This window comes from Fibrobacter sp. (genome assembly GCF_045112255.1).
GTDB lineage: Bacteria > Fibrobacterota > Fibrobacteria > Fibrobacterales > Fibrobacteraceae > Fibrobacter.
In genome coordinates this window covers 1-2,221 of sequence record NZ_JBGUHR010000053.1, presented here as the reverse complement: position 1 = coordinate 2,221, position 2,221 = coordinate 1, and the positions used below count along the sequence as shown (strand labels likewise).

Below are 2,221 nucleotides of genomic sequence, written 5' to 3'. Positions count from 1 at the left end.
CCATTATCGCTTTCTCGCGGCGAAGAGTGCCGTGATGACAACGCCGACGATGATTACAGCGTAGACGATGAGCATCCAGAGTTCAAGGCACATGCAAGACCAAGTGGTCGGCCATGCGATTACTGGCCAGTCCTTGAAGTTTTCCACGCCAGCGAAGTGAAGGATGATGGAAACGAGAGTCCAAATTTCGATAACACCCATGATAGGCTCCTTGAAATGTTTTACGCCAATATAGCAATATTGCAAAATGTTGGCAATGCGTTTGCCATAATTTCGTTATATTGCTATATTTCGTTCAAATTATCGAGGACACTTATGCTTAAAGTAAAAATCGACCCCAAGAAAAAGACCGCGACCCTTATCGACGACGCCGAATCCACACCCGGCGTTTCTCGTGCAATACCAGCGTTCCGTACGCAAGTCATTCCGCAGATCGAAGACATTCTTAACAAGAACCACGAAGACGAGGCTGGCTGGTTGAATGAAATCTTCGAAGCGACTTTCACGGCGGACGATATGGAATTTGCCGTGCAGACAATCGTCGCGCAAGGCCCTAACCCCGACGGCGTCATCCTCTCGTTCGACTACTGGGGAGCTGATGAAAACGCCGAGCCGTACAAACAAAAGCTCGACTGGAAGAATATCGGACAGTACATCATCGCATTCCTGATTGGCGGCGGCGTAGGCGCATTGCTCGCCTTCTTCGGTTGAAATGCAAATTAAACTTTACTAACTTGGAGGCATGCAACGTGGCTCAAGTCTCGAAACAGAAAACAGTTAGACTCGGCAAGAGGGTACACGCGAGGAAGGAAATCCAGCGCGACGACGGAATGGTCGTGTTCCCCATGGCCAACGGAAAGCTCGCCACTACTTGGGTGAGCAACGTCGACAACATCTTGTCAGAAGGCACTGGCGAACTAGACCTTGAACGAATGAAGATACTCAAGGACAAACTAACCAATACGCTGTCCTTGCTTGACAGCCGTATCTCCGACCTGGCCATCGAACAAGCCGACAAGGCCGCAAAGGCGTACATTGAAGGCAAGCTAAAGTACCTCAAGGACAACGGCATCGGAAAGACGGTCAAGTTCTCGTTCAACGTAGGCAAGTCGTTCTTCGGAGTAGTCACTTCCGTAGAAACCATCAACGACCGTCTATTCATCCAAGGTCTCTATCCGAACTACATGCAGCGCAACAGCGACGCATTCGCCGCGTATTCGCACAGCGGCGTGGCACAGTTCACCTACAAGACATCGCTGCGCGGCATACACTTCCGCGACCTCGACGACCCTTCGCACTTCATCCTTTCCAGCGACGAGACCGCGACTACGCTGGAATTCGGCCTAATGACCGAGCAGAGCTGCGTGGACACCATCAAGGGATTCCTCCACGAAATCTACGAGCAGCTGCATGCCATCGAAAAGCCGAAGAAGAAACTCGCCCAAAAGAAACCAAACAAAGTCAAGGAGACTAACAAATGAGCAAATACGAATCAATGACCTTCAAGCAGTTCAGCGCATGGTGCAACGAACGAGCCGCCGACGGACAATGGGGAATGGACACGGCTATCCGCTGTTCCACTGTCTGTTCCGAACTTTACGCGATCTTTTTCCTCTGGCGCGAGAAGACATGGAAGGCCAAGTACGAGGCCGAAATGATCAAAATCGTGAACGACATCGAACACAAGATCGAACTGGCTAAGGAAGGCAAGCTGAAGCAAGAAATGGACGCCAAGCGCAAGCACACTCAGGAATGCTACGAGCAGACCAGACAGTCAATCTACAACAAGGGCGGATTCCGTCCAGTGAAGGGCACAAGCTACTTCATGAAGATGCCATTCATCGTCAAGCCGGAAGCCGGGTTCTCCGACAAGGTCTACAGCAACGAGACCGAACTTTGCGTCCGCAGCAACAAGCTCGGTGACTACATGTCCCAGAATTACAACAAGGTATCGTTGTACGAATCGCTTATCTACAACGAGTACATGCGCAAGTTCGTCTACTCGATCGACATGTATCCGACAGACTTGGACATCTGCGACGGACTTCTGGTTCTCACCGCCGACAAGATCGAAGATTTCGACGGCGACGCCATCGACCGCTTTATCGCTGGCTTCATCGAAGAATCCTTCCTCGAATTCGACAAGGAAGAAATCCAGAAGATGATCAACGAGACCAACGAAACCATCAAGATCGACCAAGAGCACAACGAGTTCTTGTCT

4 protein-coding genes are annotated in these 2,221 nt (G+C 50.7%); 3 read left to right on the top strand and 1 reads right to left on the bottom strand.

Going from position 1 to position 2,221, the window contains the following annotated elements; translation table 11 throughout:
- Positions 1-3: 3 nt before the first annotated feature.
- Complete coding sequence (locus ACJMM9_RS07330) at positions 4-201, bottom strand: hypothetical protein (protein ID WP_405325225.1); 198 nt, start codon at positions 199-201, stop codon at positions 4-6.
- 114 nt (positions 202-315) lie between these two features.
- Between ACJMM9_RS07330 and ACJMM9_RS07325 the strand changes: the two genes are divergently transcribed.
- The 3 genes from ACJMM9_RS07325 to ACJMM9_RS07315 form a co-directional block, all read left to right on the top strand.
- On the top strand, positions 316-711 hold the full coding sequence (locus tag ACJMM9_RS07325) for a hypothetical protein (protein ID WP_405325223.1): 396 nt from the start codon (positions 316-318) through the stop codon (positions 709-711).
- Positions 712-749: 38 nt separating this feature from the next.
- Positions 750-1,481: a hypothetical protein gene (locus ACJMM9_RS07320; protein WP_405325221.1), complete on the top strand. Its 732-nt coding sequence runs from the start codon at positions 750-752 to the stop codon at positions 1,479-1,481.
- Positions 1,478-2,221 (top strand): hypothetical protein (locus ACJMM9_RS07315; protein ID WP_405325218.1); only part of this gene is annotated, 744 nt, incomplete at its 3' end. The genes ACJMM9_RS07320 and ACJMM9_RS07315, both read left to right, overlap by 4 nt.